The sequence below is a fragment of the Methylobacterium sp. Leaf111 genome (assembly GCF_001423285.1).
In the GTDB taxonomy this organism is placed as follows: Bacteria; Pseudomonadota; Alphaproteobacteria; order Rhizobiales; family Beijerinckiaceae; genus Methylobacterium.
Genome location: NZ_LMNE01000009.1, coordinates 14,577 through 39,945 on the forward strand (window position 1 = coordinate 14,577; position 25,369 = coordinate 39,945).

The window sequence follows — 25,369 nt, forward strand, 5'->3', positions numbered from 1 at the left end:
GCGGACCGGGGCGACTGCCGATGGGCAGGGCCAGGATGTGCAGGGCCAGGATGTGAGTGCGAAAACGATAGCCCGGCTCGGCCGTTCCGCCGAGCGGCGGGCGTGATGCCGTGAACCCGATCTACTTCATCCGCCACGGCCAGACCGATTGGAACGCGGAGGGACGCCTGCAGGGCCAGCGGGACATCGACCTGAACGCCGAAGGCCTGCGTCAGGCCGGCGCCGTGGCCGACCGTCTCGCCGCCGCGGCCGACGGTGCCGACCTCGCCGCCATGGACTTCGTCGCCAGCCCGCTCACCCGGACCCGCCGGACCATGGAAACGCTGCGGGCGGCCCTCGCCCTCGACCCGGAGGGCTATCGCCGGGATCCGCGCCTGGCCGAGATCAGCTTCGGCGCCTGGGAGGGCTCGACCTGGGCCGAGATCCGGCGCTGGGATCCGGCCGGTGCCCTGGCCCGCGACCGCGACCGCTGGGGCTATCGTCCGCCCGGCGGCACCGGCGAGAGCTATGCCATGCTGGTGGAGCGGGTCACGCCCGCCATCGTCGAACTGACGCGGCCCACCGTGATCGTCGCCCATGGCGGCGTCGCCCGGGCGATCCTGGTGATCCGAGGCCATCTCGGCATCCGCGACGCGCCCCGCATCGGAATCCGCCAGGGCAGCGTCCTCATCCTCGACCGGGCCGGCTGGCGCTGGGCCTGACCGGCCGCGGCCTGCGCGTTCAACCCCGGTTCAAGCCGACCGCCCAAACGTGCTAGACGCGCCGTGATTTCGGCGCGATCCGGGCGCCTACCCGGCCAAAAGGACGGCTCCCGATCGGGCGCCGGCAGCGGAGCAGCGGATGACCAGTCTCGCCGAGACGACTCGGCCCCGGGCGGCAGCGCGCGGGCCTCAGGACACGCGTCCGTCGACGGACGCGGCCGGTCCGCGGGCGGTCCTGCGCGGCGCGGTCCGCCCCGACCTCATCCGCGACGAGACCCTGGGCGAGATCTTTCGCGCGAGCGCCGCGGCACGCCCGGATCACCCGGCCCTCGTCGACGGCGCCCGGACCGGTCCCGATGGCGCCCATCCGGCCTTCTCCTATGCGGAGGTCGAGGCGCGGGCCGGTGCGATCGCCCGCGGCCTCGCCCACCGGGGCATCGGCCCGGGCGACGTGGTGGGCCTCTGGATGGCGCGGGGCCCCGACCTGCTCATCGCCCAGATCGGCATCACCCTGTCGGGCGCGGCCTGGTTGCCCTTCGACGCCGAGGCTCCGGCCGACCGCGTCGCGGTCTGCCTGGAGGATGCCCAGGCCAAGGCACTCCTGGTCTCGCCCGCCCTGGAGCCGCAGGCCCCCGCCGGGACGCCGAGCCTCACGGTCGCGGGCCTCGCGTCCGCGACGCCGGAGCGCGCCGCGCTCCCCGACCTGCGCGCGGCGGGCCTGACGCCGGAACACCCGGCCTACCTCATCTACACCTCGGGCTCGACCGGCGTGCCGAAGGGCATCGTCATCAGCCACGCCAACATCTGCCATTTCCTGCGCTCGGGGAACGTCCTCTACGGGATGCGGCCGGACGACGTGGTGTTCCAGGGCGCCTCCGTGGCCTTCGATCTCTCGATGGAGGAGATCTGGGTGCCCTACCTCGTGGGCGCGACGCTGTTCGTGGCTTCGCCGGCCATGATGGGCGACGTCGAGAGCCTGCCGGACATCATCGCCCGGGCCGGCGTCACCGTCCTCGACACGGTGCCGACGCTGCTGGCGATGATCTCCCGGGACCTGCCCACGGTGCGCCTCGTGCTGCTCGGCGGCGAGGCCCTGCCCGAGCCCCTGGTCGCCCGCTGGGCGAGCGGCGCGCGCCAGCTCTTCAACACCTACGGTCCGACCGAGGCCACGGTGGTGGCCACCGCCGCCGAGATGCAGTCCGGCGTGCCCGTGACCATCGGCGGCCCGATCCCGAATTATTCGGTGTATGTCGCGGGCGAGGCGCTCGAGCTTCTCGCGCGGGGGCAGCCCGGCGAACTCCTGATCGGCGGTCCGGGCGTCGCCAAGGGCTACCTGAAGCGCCCCGAGCTGACAGCGGAAAAATTCATCGCCAACCCCTACGCCTCGGATGGGACCGACCCGGTCCTGTACCGCTCCGGCGACGCGGTCTCCCTGGATGCCGCCGGCAACATCCTGTTCCACGGCCGCATCGACGATCAAGTGAAGATCCGCGGCTTCCGGGTGGAGCTCGGCGAGATCGAGTCGCGCATCCAGGTCCTGCCCGGCATCAACCAGGCGGCGGTGGTGCTGCGCCAGGACGACGGGGTCGACCGCCTCGTCGCCTTCCTGGTGCCAGACCGCGGCACCGAGATCGACCGGGTCGCCCTGCGTCACACGCTCGCCGAGCAGATGCCGCCCTACATGGTGCCGGGGCATTTCGAGACCGTGGAGGTGCTGCCCCGCCTGACCTCGGGCAAGGTCGACCGCAAGGCCCTGCGCATCGCCACCCTCACGGTGGCCGACACGTCGGGCGAGCAGGAGCCGCCGCGCAACGAGACCGAAGCCGCGCTGCTCGCCGCCGCCAACCGCATCTTCGGCAACCAGGCGATCCCCTTCGAGGGCGACTTCTTCGCCGATCTCGGCGGCCACTCGCTGCTGGCCGCCCGCTTCGTCGGCGCGGTGCGCGAGGTGCCGGCGCTGGCCGCCATCACCCTGCAGGACGTCTACGGCCAGCGCACCCTGCGGGCCATGGCCGACACCCTCATCGCCCGCACCGGCGGGGCTGGCACCGAGATGGCGATCCGCGATCTCAGCTTCCCGGCGCCCTCCCTGAAGCGGCGCTTCCTGTGCGGCCTCGCGCAGGCGGCGGCCCTGCCCTTCGTCATCGCGCTGGCCACGGCGCAGTGGCTCGGCATCTTCGTGACCTACCTGCTGCTCACCGGCGGCGGGCTCGGCTTCTTCGGCGAACTCGGCGTGCTGCTCCTGGTCTATATCGGCATCAACGCCGTCACGGCCGCCATCGCGGTGGCGGCCAAGTGGCTGATCCTCGGGCGCACCAAACCGGGGCGCTACCCGCTCTGGGGCGTGTACTATTACCGCTGGTGGCTGGCGCAGCGCCTGACGCCGCTCGTCCACGTCAAGTGGCTCCAGGGCTCGCCCGCCATCGTGTTCTACCTGCGGCTGCTGGGCGCCGACATCGGCCGGGACGCGCTGATCTCCGACGCGGAGATCGGGGCGCCGGACCTGCTCAGCGTCGGCCCCGGCGCCTCGCTGGGCGGCCGCCTCGTCATCGCCAACGCGGAGGTGGTGGGCGATGCGCTGATCATCGGTCGCGTGGCGATCGGCGCCGACGTGGCCATCGGCGCCTCCTGCGTCATCGGGCCCGACACGGTCATCGGCGACCATGCCGAGATCGGCGACCTCACCACCATCCCCACCGGCACGCGGGTGGGGAGCGCCGAGATCTGGGACGGCTCACCCGGGCGCAAGGTCGGCGACGCCGACCCGGAGGCGCTGCCCGCGCCCGCCACGGCCTCGCCCGGGCGGCGCTTCGCCTTCGCAGCCCTCTACACCTTCCTGCTGGCGGCGATCCCCGCCATCGGCCTGCTGCCGATCTTCCCGGCCTTCTACATCTTCGACCAGCTCAGCGATTCCCTCGGGGACATCACCGACATCGACTACCACTGGTACCTGCCGCTGCTGACCTGGCCCACCGCCATGCTGATGACGGCGGGCACGGTGCTGCTGATCGCGGCGATCCGCTGGCTCGTGCTGCCCCGGGTCTCCTCCGGCACCCACTCGATCTACAGCGGCTTCTACCTGCGCAAATGGGCCGTGGCGCTCGCCGCGGAGGTGACGCTGGAGACGCTCTCCTCCCTGTTCGCCACCGTCTACATGCGGGCCTGGTACCGCCTGATGGGCGCCCGGATGGGGCAGGGGGCCGAGATCTCCACCAACCTCGCCGGGCGCTACGACCTCGCCGATATCGGCGCGCGCAATTTCATCGCCGACGAGGTGGTGTTCGGCGAGGAGGAGATCCGGCGCGGCTGGATGTCGATGCACGAGGTCCATACCGGCCCGCGCGTCTTCGTCGGCAACGACGCCGTGGTGCCGCCGGGCGCGGTGATCCCGGAGGACGTTCTCATCGGCATCAAGTCGAAGCCGCCGGCGAACGCCCTGATGAGCCCGGGCGACACCTGGTTCGGCTCGCCGCCGATCAAGCTGCCCTCGCGCCAGCGGGTCGATCTCGGCTCGAACACCCAGACCTACGAGCCCGGCATCGGGCCCAAGCTCCGGCGCGGCATCTTCGAGGCGTTCTCGACCTCGTTCTCGCCGATGCTGTTCATCACCCTCGCGATCTCGGCGATCGATTTCTACTTCTACCCGGCGATCCTGGCCCAGGACTGGACCGGCCTCGCGGTCAGCTTCGTGGCCGTCTCCGTCGCCATCGCCTTCATCCAGTCCTTCACGGTGATCGCGGTGAAGTGGCTGCTGATGGGCGTCTACAAGCCCGGCATGCAACCGATGTGGTCGTGGTGGGCCATGCGCACCGAGGCCGTCGCAGTGCTCTACTGGGGCCTGGCCGGCAAGGTGCTGCTGGAGCACCTCGTCGGCACCCCGTTCCTGCCCTGGATGCTGCGGCTCCTCGGCGTGAAGGTCGGCCAGGGCGTGTGCATGCTCACCACCGACATCACCGAGTTCGACTGCGTCACCATCGGCGACTACGCCACCATCAACCGCACCTCCGCCCTGCAGACGCACCTCTACGAGGACCGCATCATGAAGGTCGGCCGGGTCGAGGTCGGCCGGGGCGTGTCGGTGGGCGCATTCTCGACGGTGCTCTACGACACCAAGGTCGGCGACTACGCCCGCCTGCGGCCGCTCACCATCGTGATGAAGGGCGAATCGATTCCGGCCCATTCGGAGTGGGAGGGGGCGCCCGCCGTGCCGGTGGTGCACGCCAAGGCGTGAGGGGCGGCCCAGGATCGGCGGCGACCTGCTGATCTGGTCCGTATGGACCAGATCGTCGAAATCACCCGGGTTGTCGCATCCGCAGGGGGTCCGGCCGCTGCAGGACGCCACGGCGCGCTTCAGCGGACTCGTGCGCCGCATCCGCAGCGATGGCCCTCAGCACATGACGGTGCGCGGGCGCGACGAGGTGGTGGTGATCTCCGCCGACGACTTCCGGCGACTTCAGAGCGATCGCGAAGACCTGACGCGCGATCTGTACGAACCGGCCGGTGGCCGATGGCGCCGGGCGGAAGGACATCGTCGGCGGAGGGGTGGAGGGGCGCCCGCCGTGCCGGTCGGGCACGCACAGACGTAAGACACAACAGTGACGACAAAAAACGGCAGCGCTCCGTCATGGAGCGCCGCCGCATGTCATTGAGCCCGGCGACCGTTGTGGATCCGCCGCGAGCCCGTTACGGCCACCGCTTTCCAAGGCACTGCGCGACCTTCGCCGTTCCGTTTCCGACGCGATCGACACAGGCTCGGAGTTGGTCTTCCGTGACACCGAACCGCTTCGTCCAGTAGCGCACCTCCCAAGCCTCGGTCAGGCTGATCTTGCTGGGATCTTCCGGACCACGGCGTTCCAAATCATCATTCATAGCGCTTCCTCAAGTTGCGCAACGAATGGTATTCATCCGAAAATAAACTTCAAGTAGCCCTGCGATCACGCCGCCTCGGGCTTCGGGCCGAGGCGCTTGTCGAGGTAGGTATCGACGGTCTGGGTCAGCTCGTCGACCTTGCCATCGAAGAAGTGGTTGGCGCCCTCCACCATCTGGTGCTCGATGATGACGCCCTTCTGGGTCTTCACCTTCTCGATCACCGGCATGACCTCGCGGGCCGGGGCGACCCGGTCCTCGGAACCGTGCACGAACAGGCCCGAGGACGGGCAGGGGGCCAGGAAGGTGAAGTCGTAGCGGTTGGCCATCGCGGCGATCGAGATGAAGCCCTCGATCTCGGGGCGGCGCATCAGCAGCTGCATGCCGATCCACGAGCCGAACGAGACGCCGGCAATCCAGCAGGCGCGGGCCTCCGGGTTCACCGACTGCACCCAGTCGAGGGCGGAGGCCGCGTCGGAAAGCTCGCCCGTGCCGTGATCGAACGCGCCCTGGCTGCGGCCGACGCCGCGGAAGTTGAAGCGCAGCGCCGCGAAGCCGCGATTGGCGAAGGTGTAGAAAAGATTGTACACGATTTGATTGTTCATCGTGCCCCCGAATTGCGGGTGCGGGTGCAGCACGATCGCGATCGGGGCGCCCTTCTTCTTGGGCGCCTGGTAGCGCCCCTCGAGACGGCCGGCGGGACCGGTGAAGATGACTTCGGGCATGGAAACCAACACTCCTGAGCGGATGCCCGGGCGGGCATCGCACGGTGGATCGCCGACGCGAGGGAAACACGCGCGCGTCCGACGCCTGGGCAAAGCCGTGAGGCGTGCCTTGACTCGCCCGGCCACGAACCTAAAAGCACTCTTAGAATAATTCTAGCGAACTAGAATCGTTCTAAACAAGCGCAGGTCGAGCCAGCTTCGGATCGGCGCGTTCCCCGCACGATGGGCGACCGGAACACGGATCGTGTCCGCGCCTTAGCATGATCGTGGGGGGCAAAAGCAAGGATTTGTCGTTTTCGACCTTGACGCCGCCAGTGGTTTTTCCCGGATGACTTCGCCCCGCGCCTACCTCGACCACAACGCGACCTCACCGGTTCGGCCGGAGGTGGCGGCTGCCGTGGTGCGGGCGCTGACCCTGCCGGGCAACCCCTCGTCGGTCCACGCGGAGGGCCGGGCGGCCCGGGCCGCCCTGGAGACCGCCCGCGAGGCGGTGGCCCGGCGGGTCGGCGCCGGCCCGGGCCGCGTGGTGTTCACGAGCGGCGGCACCGAGGCCGCCAACGCGGTCCTGTCCGGCGCCCTGGCGCGGACGGGACAGTCCGCACCCACGCGCCTCGTCCTCGGCGCCACCGAGCACCCCTGCGTCTCGGCCGGCCACCGCTTTCCGGCGGAGGCGGTCGACCGCGTGCCGGTGGACGGCGCGGGCCTGATCGACCTCGGCGCGCTGGAGACCCTGCTGCGCCGGCATGCCGCGGCGGACGTGCTTATCTCGATCCATGCCGCCAACAACGAGACCGGCGTGATCCAGCCGCTGGCGGCGATCGTGGCCCTGGCCCGGGCGCATGGCCGCGCCCTGGTGCATACGGATGCGGTCCAGGCGATCGGCAAGATCCCCCTGAACATGTCGGCCCTCGGCCTCGACGCCCTTAGCCTCTCGGGCCACAAGTTCGGCGCCCCGAAGGGCATCGGCGCCCTGGTGCTCGCCGAGGGCGTGACCCTCGGTGCGGGCTTCCTGCGCGGGGGCGGCCAGGAGGCGCGCCTGCGCGGCGGCACCGAGAACCTGCCCGGCATCGTCGGGCTGGGGGTCGCCGCGGACCTCGCCGATCCCGCCTCCGCGGACCGCCTCGCGGATCTGCGCGACGGCATCGAGGCGGGGCTGCGCGCCTGCGCACCCGACCTCGTCGTGTTCGGCGCCGGCGCCCCGCGCCTGCCCAACACCCTGTGCTTCGCCGTTCCGGGGCTCGATGCCCCGACGGCGCTGATGACGCTGGATCTCGCCGGCGTCGCGATCTCGTCCGGCTCGGCCTGCGCCTCCGGAAAGGTCGCCCGCTCGCCCGTCCTCGCGGCCATGGGCGTCACCCCCGCGCTCGCCGCAGGGGCCCTGCGCGTGAGCCTCGGGTGGAACAGCACCGAAAGCGACGCAGCGCGGTGTCGCGCCGCCTGCGAACGCCTGGTGGAGACCCTATATCGACGGCAGGGGCACGCGGCGTGAGTGCCGCCTTCCCAAGCCATCCGACCCACACCCGGCCCTTGACGCCGGGCATGTCAGGAGACGCATAATGCCTGCAGTGCAGGAAACCATCGACCGGGTCCGCTCGATCGACCTCGACCAGTACAAGTACGGGTTCGAGACCACGATCGAGATGGAGAAGTCCGCCAAGGGCATCTCCGAGGACGTGATCCGCTTCATCTCGGCCAAGAAGGACGAGCCCGCGTGGATGCTGGACTGGCGCCTCGACGCCTACAAGCGCTGGCAGACCATGCAGGAGCCCGATTGGGCCCGGGTGTCCTATGACAAGGTGGACTACAAGGACATCTACTACTACGCGGCGCCCAAGCGCCCGGCGGCGATGTCGCTCGACGAGATCGACCCGGAGATCCTGAAGACCTACGAGAAGCTGGGCATCCCGCTGCGCGAAGTCGAGGTGCTGGAGGGCATCGCCCCCGAGCGCCGGGTCGCGGTCGACGCCGTGTTCGATTCGGTCTCGGTGGCCACCACCTTCAAGGCCGAGTTGTCCAAGGCCGGCGTGATCTTCATGCCGATCTCGGAGGCGATCCGCGAGTACCCGGACCTGGTGCGCAAGTATCTCGGCTCGGTCGTGCCCGTGACCGACAACTTCTTCGCGACCCTGAACTCGGCGGTCTTCTCCGACGGCTCGTTCGTCTACATCCCGCCGGGCGTGCGCTGCCCGATGGAGCTGTCGACCTATTTCCGCATCAACGAGCGCGACACCGGCCAGTTCGAGCGCACGCTGATCATCGCCGACAAGGGCTCGTACGTCTCGTACCTGGAGGGCTGCACCGCCCCGAAGCGCGACGACAACCAGCTCCACGCCGCCGTGGTCGAGCTCGTCGCCCTCGATGATGCCGAGATCAAGTACTCGACCGTCCAGAACTGGTACCCGGGCGACAACGAGGGCAAGGGCGGCATCTACAACTTCGTCACCAAGCGCGGCGATTGCCGCGGCGCCAACTCGAAGATCTCCTGGACGCAGGTCGAGACCGGCTCGGCGATCACCTGGAAGTACCCGTCCTGCATCCTGCGCGGCGACAATTCCCGCGGCGAGTTCTACTCGATCGCGGTGTCGAACGGCATGCAGCAGGTCGATTCCGGCACCAAGATGATCCATCTGGGCAAGAATACCACCAGCCGGATCATCTCGAAGGGCATCTCGGCCGGGCGTTCGCAGAACACCTATCGGGGCCTCGTCTCGGCGCACCGCAAGGCGACGGGCGCGCGCAACTTCACCAACTGCGACTCGCTCCTGATCGGCGACCAGTGCGGCGCGCACACCGTGCCGTACATCGAGTCGAAGAATTCCTCCGCGCAGTTCGAGCACGAGGCCACCACCTCGAAGATCTCGGAAGACCAGATGTTCTACTGCCAGCAGCGCGGCCTCTCCAACGAGGAGGCGACCGCGCTCATCGTCAACGGCTTCGTCCGCGACGTGCTGCAGCAGCTGCCGATGGAGTTCGCCGTCGAGGCCCAGAAGCTGATCTCGATCAGCCTCGAAGGCTCGGTGGGCTGAGGACAAGGGACGCCGCGAGCCGTCGCGACGCGGCGCCGGCGCTCTGGTTCCCCATGGGGGGACCGGAACGCCCGGCGCCCTGCCGTCCGGGCCGGCAGCCGCACATCAGAGCTTTCCGACGCCAGGGACCGTTTCGGTTCCGCGCCGGGTATTCAACCTAGAACGGACTATGCTGCAATGATCGAAATCAAGAACCTCGTGGTCGCCATCGAGGACAAGCAGATCCTCAACGGCCTCAACCTCACCGTGAACGACGGCGAGGTCGCCGCCATCATGGGCCCGAACGGCTCGGGCAAGTCGACCCTGTCCTACGTCATCGCGGGCAAGGAAGATTATGAAGTCCTCGACGGCGAGATCCTGCTCGACGGCGTCAACATCCTCGAGATGAGCCCCGACGAGCGCGCCGCCTCGGGCGTGTTCCTGGCCTTCCAGTACCCGCTGGAGATCCCGGGCGTCGGCACCATGACCTTCCTCAAGGCAACCCTGAACGCCCAGCGCCGGGCGCGGGGCGAGGGCGAGCTCTCGACCCCCGACTTCATCCGCCGGGTGAACGGGGCGGCCGAGAAGCTCGAGATCAACAAGGACATGCTCAAGCGCGCCCTCAACGTCGGGTTCTCCGGCGGCGAGAAGAAGCGCATGGAGATCCTGCAGATGGCACTCCTGGAGCCGAAGTTCTGCGTCCTCGACGAGACCGATTCCGGGCTGGACATCGATGCGCTCCGCATCGTCTCCGAGGGCGTCAACGCGCTGCGCGCCCAGGGTCGCTCGTTCCTCGTCATCACCCACTACCAGCGCCTGCTCGACTACATCGTGCCGGACGTGGTCCACGTCATGTCGCAGGGCCAGATCGTGAAGTCGGGCGACAAGGACCTCGCCAAGGCCCTCGAAGCCTCCGGCTACGCCGAGTACCGCACGGGCGAGGCCGCCTGACCATGGCCGACATCACCCCCCTCCGCACCGCGGCCGAGACCGGGCTGTCCAAGCTCTTCGAAGCCACCAGGATGAAGTACCCGACGGGCGTCTCGATCGCCCGCGAGGAGGCGTTCCGCTACTTCGAGGCGGTGGGCCTGCCGACCCGCCGGGTCGAGGCCTTCAAGTACACCGACCTGCGCTCGGCCTTTCGCGATGCCGCGCACCCGGCGGAGATGCCGGCGGCCGAGGTCGCTGCGCGCGCCGTCGCCGATGCGAAGGGCTTCGCCGGGATCGAGGCGGTGCGCCTCACCTTCGTCAACGGCCACATGATCGCGGATCTGTCCGACCTCGGCCGCATCCCGGCCGGCATCACGGTCACGCCGCTGACCCAGGCGCTCACCGACGGGCACGCCCTCCTCGAGAAGCTGGCGCCGGTGCGCCAGGCGTCCGAGAATCCGATCTATCAGCTCAACACGGCCTTCCTGGCCGATGGCGTGCTGATCGCCGTGGAGCCCGGCGCCAAGGTCGAGACCCCGCTGCACCTGCGCTTCATCGCCACCGGATCGGAGACGTTCTCGACCGCCACCCGCACGCTCGTGGTGCTGGGGGAGGGCGCGGAGGCGCTGGTCCTGGAGAGCCATGAGGGGCCGGACGGCGTCGCCTACCAGCCCAACGATGCCCTCGACGTGACGGTGGCCGACAACGCCACCTTCCGGCACGCCCGCCTGAACGCGGAAGGCCGCGAGGCCGTGGCCCTGTCGACCTTGTCGGTCAAGCTCGGCGCCGCGTCGGCGGTCGAGACCGTCAACGTGGTCGTCGGCGGCGTACTCTCGCGTCACCAGGTCTACCTGAACTTCGCCGGGGCCGACGGCCGCGCGGTGGTGAACGGGGCGGCCATGCTCAATGGCCGGCAGCTCGCCGACACCACCTTCCTGGCCGATCATGCCGCCACCGGCGGCGTGAGCCGCGAGCTGTTCAAGACCGTGGTGGATGATGCGGCCACGGGCGTGTTCCAAGGCAAGATCATCGTCCAGCAGGCGGCTCAGCAGACCGACGGCAAGATGATGTCGGCCTGCCTCATCCTGTCCGACGAGGGGCAGATGATGAACAAGCCCGAGCTGGAGATCTTCGCCGACGACGTCGCCTGCGGCCACGGGGCCACCTGCGGCGCCCTCGACGAGGACCTGCTGTTCTACCTGATGCAGCGCGGGCTTCCGAAGGCCCAGGCCGAGAGCCTGCTGGTCCAGGCCTTCCTGGGCGCAGCCATCGAGTCGGTCAGCCACGACGGCGCCCGCGAGGCTCTGATCGGCACCATCGAGGCGTGGCTCGCGGCGCGGGGCTGATCGCACCCCGCCGACGGCCCTCTCCCGCGACGGGGGAGGGCCGCGCGTCCGACACCACACAGGTCCACCCATGAACGCACCCGTCCCGAACATTCCCTACGACGTCGAAGCGATCCGGGCCCAGTTCCCGATACTCGGCGAGAAGGTCTATGGCCGGCCGCTGGTCTATCTCGACAATGCGGCCTCCGCGCAGAAGCCGCGCGCGGTCATCGACGCGATGGTGGCCTGCATGGAGACGGGGTACGCCAACGTCCATCGCGGGCTGCACTTCATGGCGAACGCTGCCACGGAGGGCTTCGAGGGCGCGCGCGAGACCACCCGGCAGTTCCTGAACGCCGACTCCACCGACGAGATTATCTTCACCCGCAACGCCACCGAGGCCTACAACCTCGTGGCCTCGTCGATGGGTCTGCTCGGCCAGATCGGGGAGGGCGACGAGATCATCCTGTCGATCATGGAGCACCACTCCAACATCGTGCCCTGGCACTTCCTGCGCGAACGGCGTGGCGCGGTGATCAAGTGGGCCCCGGTGGACGACGCGGGCAACTTCCTCGTCGAGGAGTACGAAAAACTCTTCACGCCACGCACCCGGATGGTGGCGATCACCCACATGTCGAACGTCCTCGGCACGGTGACGCCGGCGGCCGAGATCGTGCGCATCGCCCATGCGCACGGCGTTCCCGTACTCCTCGACGGGGCCCAGAGCGCGGTGCACACGCCGATCGACGTGAAGGCGCTGGATTGCGACTTCTTCGTCTTCACCGGCCACAAGGTCTACGGTCCCACCGGCATCGGCGTCCTCTACGGCAAGAAGGAATGGCTGGAGCGGCTTCCCCCCTACCAGGGCGGCGGCGAGATGATCCGGACGGTGAGCCAGGACAGCATCACCTACAACGATCCGCCCCACCGCTTCGAAGCGGGCACGCCCGCCATCATCGAGGCGGTCGGCCTCGGGGCCGCGCTGGAATTCATGATGGGCGTCGGGCGCGACCGGATCGCCGCCCACGAGGCGTCCCTGCTCGCCTACGCGCAGGAGCGCCTGGGCGCCATGAATTCCCTGCGGATGATCGGCACGGCGAAGGGCAAGGGCGGCGTCATCGCCTTCGAGATGAAGGGCGCACACGCCCACGACATCGCCACCGTGATCGACCGCTACGGCGTCGCGATCCGGGCGGGGACGCATTGCGCGATGCCGCTGCTCACCCGCTTCGGCGCCACCTCGAGCTGCCGCGCCTCCTTCGGCCTGTATAACACCACGCAGGAGGTGGACGCCCTGGCCGAGGCGCTGGCCAAGGCCGAGATGATGTTCGCCTGAACGATTTTCGAGCGGGGCCCGGCCACTCCGCGCCATCGCGAGACCAGGACAGAGACCCATGAGCGATTCAGCCATCACCGGGGGGGCCAACACCCCCACCATCGCGAGCGACTCGGCGATCCCGCCCGAGGAGCTCGACCGCCTGACCGACGACATCGTGGTCGCCCTGAAGAGCGTCTACGATCCGGAGATCCCGGCCGACATCTACGAGCTCGGACTGATCTACAAGGTCGACATCGCCGACGACCGAAAGGTCGCCATCGACATGACCCTGACCGCGCCGGGCTGCCCCGTGGCCGGCGAGATGCCGGGCTGGGTCGAGACCGCCGTGGCCGCCGTGCCGGGGGTCCAGTCCTGCAGCGTCACGATGGTGTTCGATCCGCCGTGGGATCAGAGCCGGATGTCCGACGAGGCCCGCGTCGCGCTGGACATGTGGTAGCGGACCGTCAGGCGATGGGGGCCTCGCGCAGTCCGACGAAGGTCATGCCGTCGTAGATGTCGACCAACGACAGGGTCGCACCGATGGCGGGCAGATCGACCTCCGCGTCCATGGTCTCGAAAGCCTGCGTATCCCAGGTTTCTCCATCGCGCCGATAGAGCGTGGCGCTGGGCCAGTGTGTTTCCCCGAGCTGGATGTAGGCGATCGTCGGATGTCGCTTGTATTCTTCCAGCTTCCGGAAGCGATCGAGGGTGCTCGTCGAGGGCGACAACACTTTCTCGACGAGGCGCGGCGTCCGACTCTCGTGGCTGTCCAGGATCAGGGCTCCGTATTCCACGGTGACGTCCGGACGGCGCAGGGTCGCGATCCCGTTGCGCGCAGCTGGCCATGATGGGCGGCGATGATGTTGACGGTGCCCCGGTCCTGCTGGGCGCTGGCCCCCGTCATCATCTTCACAAGGGGGTACCGGCACGCCCTCGACGAGTTCGTGGAGACGATCCTGGCGCTGCTGGCAGGCGACAAACGCCTCGACGCTCATCGCGCGCCGCGCCCTTCGTGCCATGAAAGCCTCCATCGGCCGTCGCCGAGGATAACGCGGTTCAGGTCGGCTTCCGCCGGCCATGGACCGCAGGCTCCGCAATCCTTATCTTAACCGGGTTCAAGCACCCTCACCCGCCCGGGCCTTGAACCCGGCCGTCGGAGAGACATCATGGCATCGAAGTTCAAGGTCCTGTCGCTGACCGACGCGGCGGCAGCCCGCATCAAGGCGATCATCGCCGATGCGGACCAGCCCATCGCGGGCGTCCGGGTCGGCGTGAAGAACGGCGGCTGCGCCGGCATGTCCTACACGATGGAATATGCCGAGGGGCAGAAGCCCGGCGAGGACAAGGTCGAGGATCGCGGCGTCACCGTCTTCGTCGATCCGAAGGCGCTGCTGTTCCTGCTCGGGACGCAGATGGACTTCCAGACCAGCAAGCTCTCGTCCCAATTCGTGTTCAACAACCCGAACCAGACCTCGGCCTGCGGCTGCGGCGAGTCCGTGGCGATCACCCCGGTGAACCCCGAGGCGGTCCACGCCGGCGCCTGAGGCGCCGGGTCGGACGCAGGATCAGGCGACGCTCGACAGGTCCTCGACGCGCGACAGGTCCATGTCGGCGTCGTCGACCGTCCGGTTGCGGCCGTCGCGCTTGGCCCTGAACATGCACTGGTCGGCCCGCTCGAGCAGCGACACCGCGGTGTCGCCCGGGCGGTGCATCGCCACGCCGAGGGAGATCGTGATCTTGCCGAGCGACTCCCCGGTGGACCGCTTCACCAGTTCGCGCGCCATCACGCTGGTCCGCACCGTCTCGGCGAGGGCATAGGCCGCCGCCCGGTTCGTGGCAGGCAGCAGCATGGCGAATTCCTCGCCGCCGAAGCGGGCGAGGACCGCGCGGGCCTTCACGGGCTCGCGCATCACCATGGCCACGAGGCGCAGCACCTGGTCGCCCGTGATGTGGCCGTAGACGTCGTTGAAGCGCTTGAACGAATCGACGTCGATGACGATCAGGCAGGCCGGGGCGGCCGGGGAGGCCCCCTGGACCAGCCGGCACAGGCTGTCCTCGAAGTGCTTGCGGTTCGACAGGCCGGTGAGCGGATCGGTGAGGCTCTCCAGGCGCGTCGCCTCCAGGGTCTCCCGCAGGGTCTCGATCTCGCGCCGGCTCTCGCGCATCCGCGCCTCCAGGGTGCGGTTGTTGGCCGTGACCTCCCGCGTCGTCGCCACGAGGGCGGCCACCACCTTGTGCACCCCGGCCGCCGTCGGGACCGTCCCGTCAAGGTCTCGCGCCAGGGTCCGCAACGACGCGTCGTACTGCGCCGTGGAGCCAAGGGAGAGGTCCAGTACCTCCATCACGCCCGCGATCTCCGACAGGACGCTGCTGCTCGCCCGCTCGGTGGCGGTCGAGAGGCGGGAGGGATCGAGATAGCTCTCGTAGAGGCCGTCGATGTCCGCGTGGCTCAGGCGCCCCGATGCGGCCGTGAGGCGCTTCACCGCGTCGTTCATCTGCGGCTGCGTGCCCGAGACATAGGCGTACCAGACGGCGTAGGCGCGCGGTTCCGCCGACGGACCGTAATCGCGGATCAGCGCGTTGGCACGCTCGGCCAGCGCAAAGCTCCGTTCGCGGTCGCCCTGACTGCCGCCCATCGTTCGTCCAACCGTCCCATCCACCCGGCCCGATCCCGGAGCGGAGCGTTTCCGCAGGATCGCATCATGCGGACGCGATGGTGGAGATGCGGTTAAGGTTCGACAGGATGAACGACTGGCGGTGTCACGTTACTTCGAAGATTTGACCACGGCCGGACGCAGCAGAAAGGCCGGCACATGCGAGCCGAGACCGATGGGTGTCTCGCCCTCGTCTTCGTCGCCGCGCCGCCGCGGCGAACGACGCTCGTCGCGGGACCGCTCGGACCGCTCGGCCGTGCGCTCGGGACGGGGCGCCCGCTGCGGGGCCGGGGCTGCGGGGGCGGCAAGGTCCTGCGCGACCTCCGCCTCCGGGGCCGCACGCTCGGACGAACCCCGGCGGGACGACCGCCCGCCCCGTCCGTCCCGGCGTCCCTCCCGCTTGGGGGCGCGCTCCTCGACGGACGCCTCGGGCCGATCGCCGGCCTCGGGCCTGGCATCGGATCGGGCGCTCTCGGCCCTCGGCTCCGAGCGGCCGGCCGATGCGGCGCGCCCCTCGGGATTCCGGCCCTCGGGATTCCGGGCCTCGGACTTGCGCCCTTCGGATCGGCGAGCTTCGCCGCCGCGGACCTGCCGGCCGGTCTTGCCGCGGTAGCGCGTGCGGGTCGCCTCGCCCTCCGCGGAGGGGGCGGATTCAGGCACCGAGGCGAGGTCGCCCTCGGCCCAGGGGATCGGCTGGCCGATCAGCGCCTCGATGGCGTGGAGCGAGCGCTCGTCGGACCGGCTCACCAGGGTGAAGGCGTGCCCGGCGCGACCGGCGCGGCCGGTTCGGCCGATCCGGTGCACGTAGTCTTCCGGGTGATGCGGCACGTCGAAGTTGAAGACGTGGCTCACGGCCGGGATGTCGAGGCCGCGGGCCGCCACGTCGCTCGCCACCAGGAGCGGGACCTCGCCCGAGCGGAAGGCGTCGAGGGCGATGGTGCGGGCGCGCTGGTCCATGTCGCCGTGCAGGGCGGCCACGTTGAAGCCGTGACTGGCAAGCGACTTCTGCAGCAGCGCCACGTCGCGCTTGCGGTTGCAGAAGATGATGCCGTTGTTCAGCTCGGCCTCGCCCCGGATGAGGCGGCGCAGGAGGTCGCGCTTCTCGTGCCCCTCGGAACTCGTGGCCACGAGCTTCTGCACGATGGTCGAGGCGGTGGAGGCGGGCCGGGCCACCTCGATCCGCTGCGGGGTGTGCAGGAACATGTCCGCCAGCCGCTCGATCTCCGGCGGCATGGTGGCGGAGAAAAACAGGGTCTGGCGCGTGAAGGGCACCATCTTCACGATGCGCTCGATGTCGGGAATGAACCCCATGTCGAGCATGCGGTCGGCCTCGTCGATGACGAGGAGCTCGACGCCGGTGAGCAGCAGCTTGCCGCGCTCGAAATGGTCGAGGAGCCGGCCCGGCGTCGCGATCAGCACATCGGTGCCGCGCATCAGCTTGGCGTCCTGCTCCGCGAAGGAGACGCCGCCGATGATGAGGGCGACGTTGAGCTTGTGGTTGATGCCGTAGCGGTCGAAATTCTCCACCACCTGGGCGGCGAGCTCGCGGGTGGGCTCCAGGATCAGGGTGCGCGGCATGCGCGCCCGGGCACGGCCGTTCTCCAGCAGGGTCAGCATCGGCAGCGTGAAGGCCGCCGTCTTGCCGGTGCCGGTCTGGGCGATGCCGAGGACGTCGCGGCGCGCGAGCACGTGGGGGATGGCCTGGGCCTGGATCGGCGTGGGCTCGGAATAACCGGCCGCCGTGACGGCCTGGAGGACTTTGTCGCTCAATCCGAGGTCGGCAAAAGACATATTCTATGAGAACCGTTGCGCGCGGGAATGGACCAACCGGCGCGGAGGACATCGACACGGCGACGGCTGGCATCAGGGGCGGCTTCGACACTCGACCCGCCGCGCACACGCGTTGCGGGGACACTTAGGGCCTTGCACGGCCTTGTCAATCGAGGGGAGCCCAAGCAGGACGGCTTATCCGCAGGCCCGTGGTCCGGCGTCCCCCGTGGCCGAGCTCTTGCTCGGGCCCTTGCTCAGGTCTGCACCATCCCCACCCTGGACGAGGTCCGGACCCCCTTGCGCATCCTCCTCATCAACCCGAACACCACCGCGTCGGTCACCGACCTCGTGGCCGGCCATGTCCGGGCGATCGCCGGGACCGGCGTCACCCTGGTGCCCGCCACCGGGCGATTCGGGGCCCGCTACATCGCCAGCCGCGCGGCGGCGGCGATCGCCGGGCACGCCGCCCTCGACGCCTTCGCCGCGCACGGGGCCGGCTGCGATGCGGTCTACCTCGCCTGCTTCGGTGATCCTGGCCTCGCCGCCCTGCGCGAGGTCTCCCCGGTGCCCGTGGTCGGGATGGCGGAGGCCGCCTGCCGGGCCGCGCAGGCGGGCGGGCGGCGCTTCGCCATCGTCACGGGCGGCGTCCTGTGGGGACCGATGCTGACGGAGTTCGTGGCCGGCCTGGGCCTCGGCGAGCGCCTCACCGGCGTGCGCACCGTCGCGCCCACGGGGGGCGAGATCGCCGCCGACCCGGAGGCGGCCCTCGGCCTCCTGGCGGCGGCCTGCACCGCCTGCGTCCGGGAGGACGGCGCCGAGGCCGTGATCCTCGGCGGTGCGGCCCTGGCCGGCCTCGCCGCACGGATCCAACCCGCCGTCCCGGCGCCGGTGCTCTGCTCGGTGGAGGCCGGGACCCGCGCCGTCCTGGCCGCCGCGGCCGGGGCAAGGGCCGGGCGACAGGCCGAGGCTCCGCCCCTCGCGAGCCTCGGCCTGTCGCCGGCGCTCACGGCCCTGTTGGCGGGCGACTGACGGCCTCTCCGCCATGCGGCGATGATTCCTTACAGGGCAGGGCGCAGGAAAAGCCCCTGCGCCGGTTCTGCAGGCCCATGTCGCTTGCGGCGCAAGGCATCCACGCCGCGCGTCGGCTCGGCGGTTCGGGCGGGACAACGCCTCCCGGATCTTCGTGCACGAGAGCGACGGGCTAGGCTTGCGCACCGGTGTCCGCGCAGGGCTCGCCCCCACGGCGGCGCCCCCTCGCCCGAGAGGAGAGGATCTGACAGGCGAGAATCCAATAGGCAGGGATCCGACAGGCAGGGATCCGACAGGCAGGGATCCGACAGGCAGGGATCCGACAGGCAAGAAAACGCCGAGACGGACCAGCGCTCGGCAGAATTCTGCCGGCCCCGCACATCTCAACAAAGTGTTCAGCCGCGCCTTGATTTCAACACGGCTTGCACAAACCGAAGATCACCTGTTTCTCGTGGATGTGCGTGATGGCACCCCCACGCAAAGGTCAGGATGACCGATCGCTAACCTTTACCCTTCTTTGACATCTGGGGGCCTAATAGGTGGCCTTGTTGCAGGAAAGCGACAGACCTCGCGTCGGCCAGGGACTACAAGCGCGCCGGCTCTCGCCAACCAGGACCAGGTAAACCAATGAAAAGACTGCTTCTCGCCTCCACCGTGCTCGCCGCCGCCGACCTTCCGCGCCGCGCGGCCCCCCCGGTGTTCGTGCCGGTGCCGGTGTTCACCTGGACCGGCTTCTACGCCGGTTTCAACGCCGGTTACGGCTTCGACGCYTCCAGCAACAACCAGGCGACCGTCATCGGCGTGAACGGCGCCAGCACCCTGGTCCTGCCGGGCACCACCGCTGCCATCGCCTTCGGCAACGGCCGCAGCAACGACGGCTTCGTCGGCGGTGGYCAGATCGGCTACAACTACCAGTTCACCCCGGGTTCGGGCGTGGTCGTCGGTATCGAGGCCGATGCCCAGTACGTCGACTTCGGTCGTGAGCGGAACCGCTTCTCGGCCACCGGCCCGCTGGCCGCCCAGCAGGTCTTCAACCCGGCCGGCGTCTCGGGCCTCGACTACTTCGGCACCGTCCGCGGTCGCCTCGGCTACGCCTTCGACCGCACCCTCGTGTACGGCACCGGCGGCGTCCAGGCCTGGTTCGACAGCCGGCGTCTCGGGCCTCGACTACTTCGGCACCGTCCGCGGTCGCCTCGGCTACGCCTTCGACCGCACCCTCGTGTACGGCACCGGCGGCTTCGCCTACGGTTCGGGCGGCGGTCGCGACTTCGGTCTGACCAACTCCAGCCGCGACGACTTCCAGACCGGCTGGGCTGCCGGCGGCGGTATCGAGTACGCGCTCCCCACCGACTCGTTCCTGAACTTCTTCCGCTCTTCGGCCGTGACGCTGAAGATCGAAGGTCTGTACGTGAACCTCGACCAGGGCAACCGCAACAACGGCGCCTTCGCGGTCAACAACGTCGGCACCGTCATCACCACCACCAGCCCGGGCGTCGTGCTCGTCAGCGGCGGCCGCCAGGTGCGCGACACCGAGTTCGCCGTCGTCCGCGCCGGCCTGAACTACAAGTTCGGGACGCCGGGCGTCGTGCTCGTCAGCGGCGGCCGCCAGGTGCGCGACACCGAGTTCGCCGTCGTCCGCGCCGGCCTGAACTACAAGTTCGGCTCCTACTAGGATCGACGGGACTTTTCGGTTCGGCCTGAGCGTCCCCAGCCCCGATCATCTGGCCGCTTTCGTCGTCACGCGCCTCGAGGAGAGATCCTCGGGGCGCTTTCGTTTNGGGACTTTTCGGTTCGGCCTGAGCGTCCCCAGCCCCGATCATCTGGCCGCTTTCGTCGTCACGCGCCTCGAGGAGAGATCCTCGGGGCGCTTTCGTTTGGCTGCATCGCGAGCCTTGGCACGTGGACGAAGTGCCGGACGTGTCGACTCCCGGCCGACGGCTCACCGTGACCGCGGCGCGGCCCAGCGCGTCGTCCGGAAGCTGAGCGCCGAGCCGCCGCTGCTCGCGCCTGACCGGATCGGCCCGGATGGTGCCAGCCCCCATCCGCCCGCCACCGTCGCCACCAGGCGCGCCGGTCTCTTGGCCGGTGCCCCACCGCCTGTGGGATCGCGCACCTGCAGCCGGGGATCGAAAACGAACAGGTCCGGATCGCGGCGACCAAGCGCCGCTTCGGCGGCTTTCCGCCCTTCCGCACGGCCAGGCGGACCATCGCGGGCTACGAGCCCAGGTGCGGCTGCGCAAGAGTTCCGGGTGTGCGAGAGTTCCGGCTGTGCCAGAGCTTCGGCTGGGCAAGAGTTTCGGTCTCGTCGGCGCCCCGTCGCGCGCCGGACCCGCCGTTCGCCGTCTGCGATCTCCCCCATGAAGTGCGACACGCCCCTTCGCGGTCCTGACGCCCCTTCGCGGTCCTGGAGAACGGCGCAGACCCACCGTCCTCGCGGACGGAGCCCCGCGCCTAGGGGCTCGATGTCGCGAGGGCGGGCAGGTCCGCCCCGGCCTCGATCTCGGCCGCCGAGGGCAGGCGCCCGAGGCCGAGAAGGTGCAGGAAGGCGGTGAAGGCCCTGTTGCGGCCGATGCTGCAGGCGGCGGTCACCCGGTCGCCCGTGACGTAGTAGGCAATGAAATCGAGGGCGGCGGGGTCGCCCTGCAGGACGATCCGGTCGAAACCCTTGGCATAGCCGCCGTAATCGAGCCGCTTGTCGCCCTGGTTGCTCCAGAAGAACGGCACGCCCGCGAACGCGCCACCCCGGCCGAGGATGGCATGGGCCACATGCGTGCCGTGTTGCTGCGCGAGGCGCCAATGCTCGATCCGCGCGGTCTCGCCGCTCGCCATCTCCGGGAACGCGGCGATGTCGCCCGCGATCCAGACGCCCTCCGCGAGCTTGAGGTCGCCGCCGACCGCGAGGCCGCCATCCTCGTCGGGGGTGACGCCCCCGATCAGGCCGGTCTCCGGCCTGGCGCCCGCGCCGACGAGGACGATGTCGGCCGGAAGGCATCGTCCGTCCTCCGTCTCGACCGCTTCGACGCGGTCGGTGCCGGTGATCCTGGCGACGGAGCCGGTCTCGAAGGTGACGCCGTTGCCGGCATGGTACCGCTTCAGCGCCGCGCCCACCGCCTCGCCGAAGCGCTTGGCGAAGGGGATGTCCTCGCGCGCCAGCACGGTGACGGACAGCCCGCGCTTGGTGAGAAACGCGGCGGCCTCCAGGCCGATGAACCCGGCGCCCACGACGACGACGGATTTGGCCTCGCCTGCCGCCTCGCTCACCCGGACCGCGTCGTCGAGGCTGCGCAGGGTGAAGACCCCGCCGAGGTCCTTGCCGGGGAAGTCCGGCATCACCGCCCGGCTCCCGGTGGCGACCAGGATCGCGTCGGCCTCCAAGGTCCGGCCGTCCGCCAGGGTGACGGCGCGCCGGGCGGGATCGACCCCGGTGACGTCCCCGGTGACACGCTCGACCCTGTTGGCCTGCGCGAAGTCGGGCTCGATCAGCACCTTCTCCGGCGGGGTCGGCTTGGCCAGGAACTGCTTCGAGAGCTTGGTCCGGTCGTAGGGCGGGTGGGCCTCGCGGCCGACCAGGGTGATGTGGCCGTCATAGCCTTCGCGGCGCAGGGTCTTCACGCAGGCGACGGCCGCCGCGCCCGCGCCCACGATGAGCACGCGCGCCACGGGCGTGTGCGCCGTCTGCATCGGCGCCGGCTCCGGCGTCAGGGTCGCGACGGCGTCGGACCCCTCGATGCGGACGGGGTAGCGCGTCAGGGACTCGAGGGCCGGCGGCTCCTCCAGGCTCCCGTCGGCCAGCGCGAAGGCGGCCTTGTGCCAGGGGCAGTAGAGGCGTCCGCCGCAGAGCTCGCCCTTGGCGAGCGGCGCCCCGAGATGCGGGCACTTGGCCTGGAACGCCCGCACGCCGGAGGCGTCGCGCACGAACAGCACCTTCTCGTCCCCGGCCGCGCCCTCCGTCATGCCTCCCATCGGGATCGCGTCGAGGGCGAGGCGGATCTCGGTTCCGGGCATGGCTGGCGTCTCTCCTGGCAGGCGTCGTCGCGCCCGGCCGGACAAGTCGCCGAACCCGTTCCGGTTGCAGCGTGCGACATCGCGGGCTTGGGCTGCGTCGGCCGGCGCGCCGCCCGTCAAGCCGCGCGGGGCCGGACCGGGCGTGGACCCCGCGAAGAGATCGCGGCCAGGGGATCGCGGCCAGGGGATCGCGGCCATCGGGGCGAACGCGATCCGGCCGATCTGTCCGGGTCTCCGACCGGCGCGTCCCGCCGAGCGGCGCTTCCGGACGCCGCTCGGCGGGGCCTCAGATCGGCTTGAGAAACTTGCACTTCCCCCCTTGGGCCCAGGGACCCTGCACCCGTGCCTCGGCGCAGAACGCGTCGACCGCGCGGGTCACACCGGGGAAGCGGCCTCCCAGGCTGTCGTAATCGTCGGCGATGAGGAGGCCGCCCGGGCGCAGGACCGGCCACCAGGCCCGGAGATCCGCCGCCACAGAGGCCTCCTCGTGACCCGCGTCGAGATGAATGACATCCGCGGTCACGCCGCGCAGGCGCAACAGTTCGGCGGCGTTCACCGAGTCCAGCGGAAGGGGCAGGACCCGGTCCGCGAGCCCCTCGCGCAGCACGTTGGCCAGGAAGGTGCGGTACAGGCTCGGGTAGCCGTGCTCGGTGGCGAGTTCGGCGAACAGGTCCGCGTCGGCCCAATGGTCGACGGCCCCGAGCCAGGTATCGACCGCGATGACGGTCCCGTCGACGCCGTGCGCCGCCAGGGATCTGGCCAGGTGCAGGGTGCTGGCGCCCTTCCAGGCGCCGATCTCCACGACCACCTCGGGGCGGAACGCCCTGACGGCGTCGTCGAGATAGGGGTGGACGCTGCGCCAGCCCTGGAGGTCCAGGGGACGCAGGGTGGCCGGCGGGTTCGCGAAGGGATCGCGGCCGTGCCAGAGGGCCTCGAGGAGGGCGCGGCGGGTCGTCGGGGGACGGCTCATGGTGTCGGCTCGCGCTGCGGGTCGCGCCCGCCCGGGGATCGGATGCGTCTGGTGACGTCAGTCATGGGCGGCGCGGTGCGCATGCGCGTAGAGCTCCTCGCAGCGCGTCAGCCAGCGATCGCGGGTGAACAGGCGCAGGACCCGCGCGTGCGGGACCGTGCGCGGAATCGCGAGGGCCTCGCCGATCGCCCGGGCGAGGGCCGGCCCGTCGTCCGGCGGCGCGAGATGTCCGGCCTCGCCGACCACCTCCGTGGCCGCCCCCCTGGCAAGGCCCGCCACCGGCACGCCGCAGGCCATCGCCTCGATGGCCACGAGGCCGAAGGGCTCGTCCCAGCAGGGCGTGAACAGGAAGACGGAGGCGCGGCCGATCTCGTCCGCCAGGGCCTCGCCGGAGAGATGGCCGCCGTAGCGGATCGCCCCGCCGAGCTGCGGGGCGATCTGCGCCTCCCAGTAGGCCCGGTCCTCGATCGGGCCGAAGAGGGTGAGGGGAAGCCCGGCCTGCCGGGCTGCCGCGACGGCGCAATGCGTGCCCTTGATGGGCGCGATGCGCCCGGACCAGACGGCGCCGCCGTCGCCCCGGTCCCGAAAGGGCCAGGCCGCGGGATCGACGCCGTTGTGGAGCACGGACACTTCCGGCGGCGCGCCCTCGGGCCACCAGGTTCCGCGCTGGGCCTCCGAGGTCACGGTGATCCGGTGCCCGGGCACCAGGCTGTCCGCCACGAACCAGCGCAGGGCGTCGTAGGGCGGCACGTGCAGCGACGTGACGGTGGGCACCTCCGCGAGACGCCGGCGCTCCAGGGGCAGGCGGCTCAGGGAATTGTTGTGCAGCACATCGAAGCCCCCGGCCGCGATCCGGTCGCAGGCGGCGGCGTATCCGCCATCCACGTGGGCCTTGAGCCCGGCATCGCCCCGATGTTCCAGGCCCGGGAAGCTGCGCTCGTGGTGGACCGGGATCACCGGATCGACGGGGAAGCGCGGGTCGCTGTCCCCGGCGGCGAAGAGGACGACCTCGTGTCCCCGCGCCGTCAACCCGTCGGCCAGCGCCCAGCACTGGGCTTCCATGCCGCCCGCGAAGGGCCGCGCCACCGGATGGCGCAGATGGGCGAGGAGCGCGATCCTCACGCCGTCGCCGCCGCGGCGGCCGCCTGGGCCTCGAGGTGGCGGATGACGGAGGCCGAATTGCTGTAGGGCTGGTGGCTCTGCTGGCCGGTGAGCGCGAAGTCGCCGGCCTCCGGGCGACGCAGGATGCGGATCGGCCGGTCGGGGGTGTCGTCGATCAGCCCCATCACCTTGAAGGCGTAGAGCCAGTGGCCCATCGTGCGGTAGCCCCACTTGGCCTCGAACAGCTGGGCGTTGCGCACCACGCTGTCGAGGTGGTGGACCGGCGGCATGTGATGGGGGTGGTACTGGTGATAGGCCAGCCCGCCCTTCATCCAGGCGATGGGGATGCCGGCCTGGTCGAGGACCTTGCCGAAATCCGTGTCCTCGCCGCCATAGCCGGTGTAGCGCTCGTCGAAGCCGCCCGTGGCCAGGAAGGTGGCGCGCCGGATGGCGAAGTTCAGGGACCAGAAGCAGCGGTAATCCGGGCAGATCTCGAGACCGGAGGCCGGGGGACCGCGGCGGTCGGAATGGCGCTCGGCGACCTTCGCGAAGTCCTCGCAGGTCCAGTCCCCCGCGGTGGCGCGCTCGGGCAGGTGGAGGACCTCGCCCATCAGCAGGCCGTCGAGTGCGTCGAGGCCGCGCGCGTAGTCGGCCACGAGGTCGGGGGCCGGGATGCAGTCGACGTCGAGGAAGACGACGGCGTCGCCGCCGGCCGCCGCCACCCCGCGGTTCCGCGCCGCCGCCAGCGGCAAGTCGGTGCCCGGCACCCGGATCTGGCGGACCGGGAAGGCGACCTCGGGCAGGTCGTAGGGCGCGTCCTGCATCACCGCCACGATGAACTCGGCGGGGACCTGCGTCTGGCGCTCCAGGCCGAGGAGCACGTTGCGCAGGTGCGCCGGCCGTCCCTTGGCCAGGGTCACGACGGAAACGGTGGACATGGGGCGGTCTGGCTCCGGGAGGTTCGAGCGTG

General features: G+C 70.3%; 19 protein-coding genes and 4 pseudogenes. 14 read left to right on the forward strand and 9 right to left on the reverse strand.

Translation table 11 applies throughout. The features are described 5' to 3' along the window. Nucleotides 1–110: 110 nt before the first annotated feature. The 4 genes and pseudogenes from ASF41_RS08235 (at nt 111) to ASF41_RS26600 (ending at nt 5,287) form a co-directional block, all read left to right on the forward strand. Nucleotides 111–701: a histidine phosphatase family protein gene (locus ASF41_RS08235; protein ID WP_056217742.1), complete on the forward strand. Its 591-nt coding sequence runs from the start codon at nt 111–113 to the stop codon at nt 699–701. A gap of 139 nt (nt 702–840) precedes the next feature. Continuing rightward, a pseudogene (locus tag ASF41_RS26590) lies at nt 841–2,712 on the forward strand (amino acid adenylation domain-containing protein); the annotation flags it as partial. A gap of 117 nt (nt 2,713–2,829) precedes the next feature. After that, a pseudogene (locus tag ASF41_RS26595) lies at nt 2,830–4,932 on the forward strand (Pls/PosA family non-ribosomal peptide synthetase); the annotation flags it as partial. Nucleotides 4,933–5,002: 70 nt separating this feature from the next. Continuing rightward, a complete protein-coding gene (locus tag ASF41_RS26600; RefSeq protein WP_082504181.1) occupies nt 5,003–5,287 on the forward strand; it encodes a type II toxin-antitoxin system Phd/YefM family antitoxin in 285 nt (94 codons plus the stop codon). Between the two features lie 97 nt (nt 5,288–5,384). Here ASF41_RS26600 and ASF41_RS23615 read toward each other — a convergent pair whose 3' ends face one another. After that, the gene (locus ASF41_RS23615; RefSeq protein ID WP_056348263.1) at nt 5,385–5,570 is read right to left on the reverse strand and encodes a DUF3606 domain-containing protein; all 186 of its coding nucleotides are present in this window, start codon (nt 5,568–5,570) and stop codon (nt 5,385–5,387) included. A gap of 65 nt (nt 5,571–5,635) precedes the next feature. After that, nucleotides 5,636–6,292 (reverse strand): alpha/beta hydrolase, encoded by a 657-nt coding sequence (locus tag ASF41_RS08250; RefSeq protein WP_056186925.1) that lies wholly within the window; start codon nt 6,290–6,292, stop codon nt 5,636–5,638. 328 nt (nt 6,293–6,620) lie between these two features. On the opposite strand from ASF41_RS08250, the gene ASF41_RS08255 reads away from it, so the two are divergent. From ASF41_RS08255 to ASF41_RS08280, 6 genes are all read left to right on the forward strand, one after another. After that, nucleotides 6,621–7,781 (forward strand): cysteine desulfurase family protein, encoded by a 1,161-nt coding sequence (locus tag ASF41_RS08255; RefSeq protein ID WP_056492311.1) that lies wholly within the window; start codon nt 6,621–6,623, stop codon nt 7,779–7,781. A gap of 67 nt (nt 7,782–7,848) precedes the next feature. Continuing rightward, nucleotides 7,849–9,318 carry a Fe-S cluster assembly protein SufB gene (gene sufB, locus ASF41_RS08260; protein WP_056217733.1) on the forward strand — a complete coding sequence of 490 codons (1,470 nt, stop codon included), beginning with the start codon at nt 7,849–7,851 and terminating at the stop codon, nt 9,316–9,318. Nucleotides 9,319–9,495: 177 nt separating this feature from the next. Continuing rightward, the gene (sufC, locus tag ASF41_RS08265; protein WP_056217730.1) at nt 9,496–10,248 is read left to right on the forward strand and encodes a Fe-S cluster assembly ATPase SufC; all 753 of its coding nucleotides are present in this window, start codon (nt 9,496–9,498) and stop codon (nt 10,246–10,248) included. Between the two features lie 2 nt (nt 10,249–10,250). Continuing rightward, nucleotides 10,251–11,573 (forward strand): Fe-S cluster assembly protein SufD, encoded by a 1,323-nt coding sequence (gene sufD / locus ASF41_RS08270; protein ID WP_056276898.1) that lies wholly within the window; start codon nt 10,251–10,253, stop codon nt 11,571–11,573. Between the two features lie 70 nt (nt 11,574–11,643). Next, on the forward strand, nt 11,644–12,888 hold the full coding sequence (locus tag ASF41_RS08275) for a cysteine desulfurase (protein ID WP_056217723.1): 1,245 nt from the start codon (nt 11,644–11,646) through the stop codon (nt 12,886–12,888). Nucleotides 12,889–12,946: 58 nt separating this feature from the next. Beyond that, complete coding sequence (locus ASF41_RS08280; RefSeq protein WP_056217719.1) at nt 12,947–13,327, forward strand: SUF system Fe-S cluster assembly protein; 381 nt, start codon at nt 12,947–12,949, stop codon at nt 13,325–13,327. 7 nt (nt 13,328–13,334) lie between these two features. On the opposite strand, the gene ASF41_RS08285 is transcribed toward ASF41_RS08280, so the two are convergent. After that, entirely contained in the window at nt 13,335–13,901 is a 567-nt protein-coding gene (locus ASF41_RS08285; RefSeq protein WP_244479594.1) for a Uma2 family endonuclease, read from the reverse strand. Nucleotides 13,902–14,036: 135 nt separating this feature from the next. Between ASF41_RS08285 and ASF41_RS08290 the strand changes: the two genes are divergently transcribed. Beyond that, nucleotides 14,037–14,414 (forward strand): iron-sulfur cluster assembly accessory protein, encoded by a 378-nt coding sequence (locus ASF41_RS08290; RefSeq protein ID WP_056217716.1) that lies wholly within the window; start codon nt 14,037–14,039, stop codon nt 14,412–14,414. A 21-nt stretch (nt 14,415–14,435) separates the two neighbouring features. Here ASF41_RS08290 and ASF41_RS08295 read toward each other — a convergent pair whose 3' ends face one another. Together ASF41_RS08295 and ASF41_RS08300 are read right to left on the reverse strand one after the other, a co-directional pair. Next, the gene (locus ASF41_RS08295) at nt 14,436–15,506 is read right to left on the reverse strand and encodes a diguanylate cyclase (protein ID WP_056348247.1); all 1,071 of its coding nucleotides are present in this window, start codon (nt 15,504–15,506) and stop codon (nt 14,436–14,438) included. A gap of 129 nt (nt 15,507–15,635) precedes the next feature. Beyond that, nucleotides 15,636–17,315: a DEAD/DEAH box helicase gene (locus ASF41_RS08300; protein WP_056492313.1), complete on the reverse strand. Its 1,680-nt coding sequence runs from the start codon at nt 17,313–17,315 to the stop codon at nt 15,636–15,638. A 276-nt stretch (nt 17,316–17,591) separates the two neighbouring features. On the opposite strand from ASF41_RS08300, the gene ASF41_RS08305 reads away from it, so the two are divergent. The 3 genes and pseudogenes from ASF41_RS08305 to ASF41_RS08315 all read left to right on the forward strand — a co-directional run. Beyond that, nucleotides 17,592–18,323: an aspartate/glutamate racemase family protein gene (locus ASF41_RS08305; RefSeq protein ID WP_056492318.1), complete on the forward strand. Its 732-nt coding sequence runs from the start codon at nt 17,592–17,594 to the stop codon at nt 18,321–18,323. A 627-nt stretch (nt 18,324–18,950) separates the two neighbouring features. After that, nucleotides 18,951–19,439, forward strand: a pseudogene (locus ASF41_RS26010) (outer membrane protein); the annotation flags it as partial. 31 nt (nt 19,440–19,470) lie between these two features. Then, nucleotides 19,471–19,995 (forward strand): annotated as a pseudogene (locus ASF41_RS08315) (outer membrane protein); the annotation flags it as partial. A 779-nt stretch (nt 19,996–20,774) separates the two neighbouring features. Here ASF41_RS08315 and ASF41_RS08320 read toward each other — a convergent pair. The 4 genes from ASF41_RS08320 to ASF41_RS08335 all read right to left on the reverse strand — a co-directional run bounded on the left by ASF41_RS08320 (nt 20,775) and on the right by ASF41_RS08335 (nt 25,337). Then, nucleotides 20,775–22,328, reverse strand: a complete 1,554-nt coding sequence (locus ASF41_RS08320; RefSeq protein ID WP_056492323.1) for an FAD-dependent oxidoreductase — start codon at nt 22,326–22,328, stop codon at nt 20,775–20,777. 286 nt (nt 22,329–22,614) lie between these two features. Then, the gene (locus ASF41_RS08325; protein ID WP_056277067.1) at nt 22,615–23,298 is read right to left on the reverse strand and encodes a class I SAM-dependent methyltransferase; all 684 of its coding nucleotides are present in this window, start codon (nt 23,296–23,298) and stop codon (nt 22,615–22,617) included. A 57-nt stretch (nt 23,299–23,355) separates the two neighbouring features. After that, nucleotides 23,356–24,420 (reverse strand): glycosyltransferase, encoded by a 1,065-nt coding sequence (locus ASF41_RS08330; RefSeq protein ID WP_056492327.1) that lies wholly within the window; start codon nt 24,418–24,420, stop codon nt 23,356–23,358. After that, nucleotides 24,417–25,337 (reverse strand): glycosyltransferase family 2 protein, encoded by a 921-nt coding sequence (locus ASF41_RS08335; RefSeq protein ID WP_056492329.1) that lies wholly within the window; start codon nt 25,335–25,337, stop codon nt 24,417–24,419. Before ASF41_RS08335 ends, ASF41_RS08330 begins: the two co-directional genes overlap by 4 nt. Nucleotides 25,338–25,369 lie beyond the last annotated feature (32 nt).